General features: G+C 37.3%; 1 protein-coding gene and 1 pseudogene. Both read left to right on the forward strand.

Translation table 11 applies throughout. The features are described from left to right. Window positions 1-642: 642 nt before the first annotated feature. Window positions 643-765, forward strand: a complete 123-nt coding sequence (locus tag VXK47_RS20360; RefSeq protein WP_435550623.1) for a hypothetical protein — start codon at window positions 643-645, stop codon at window positions 763-765. 70 nt (window positions 766-835) lie between these two features. After that, window positions 836-1,104: pseudogene (locus tag VXK47_RS20365) on the forward strand (IS4 family transposase); the annotation flags it as partial.

The raw sequence follows: 1,104 nt of genomic DNA on the forward strand, positions 1-1,104 counted from the left end.
AAGCATAAAAAGAGTCAGAGAATTACGAATCAAAATTCAAAATGAACTCAGAGATATCGATTCTAATGCGGTTGACTTAAAAAATTTCAAAGAACAAAACCTATTGCATTCGTATGCAAAAACCTAACCGGAATTTACTGAATTTGATTAGATAAAGCAAACTTCTCATAATTTCATTTCGCTGCTCCATATTACTCCCAGGCTATTAAACATATAAATTTAAACTAACCTCCATGCCCGGGGCGGGCACAACGAAGCATGAGAATACAGGAGCCAGGAGTCAGAAGACAAAATAACCATACTATTGTTTTTCTTCTGCATTCTGTATTCTGACTCCTGTATTCTCATATAAACAAGTGCCAGTATTTACAGGGAATGCCGGTATGTATCACTATATTTAGCTGCTGGGGCAATAATTTGCTTGACATTTTATTGCATTCGGAATACAAAGGGCAACCTGCTGAATATCGCATTTTAACCCAATGTCGTTGAATTAAGAAAAAAGTACTTGTAATTCTTCATATAATGAGCTAATTTATTTGTAAATTTTGAATATCTTCAACTTGTCAAAAGGAGGAAATAAATGCTAAAAAAACTCTTTCAAAACAACAAAGCTGGCATGAAACATGAAATGCCATATGTGTGCCAAAACTAATCGAAACAATTGAAAATACTATCGACTCAGAAGATTTTCAGAAACGCCACAGGGAATCTTCTAAAGATTTCACCGGCAGCATGACTTTTCAGTCTTATCCTGTCTCTTGATGCGAATTTTTGTGCCCGCGTAAAGATTTCACAATGGAAAGTCATCAAAAAATTTTTCCGTTCAGGGAAAATGGAAACAATTGTCAAACTGCCAATGTCCTATAGTTCCATCCGCAATTGCAGGGAGATGGGCTTGGAACTTGAACCAATAAAGATACGCCTGATTCGAATCGGGCTTCCTTCCGGAGAAACCGAAATACTGGCGACTTCTCTGCTTGACCAAGAGAAATTTGCGTATGATGTATTTGCGGAATTATACCATTTGCGTTGGCCGGTTGAAGAAGATTATAAGATCATGAAATGCCGCATCCAGGTGGAAAACTTTTCCGGCAAGACGGT

Source organism: Desulfobacterium sp. N47, assembly GCF_051233685.1.
In the GTDB taxonomy this organism is placed as follows: domain Bacteria; phylum Desulfobacterota; class Desulfobacteria; order Desulfobacterales; family RPRI01; genus RPRI01.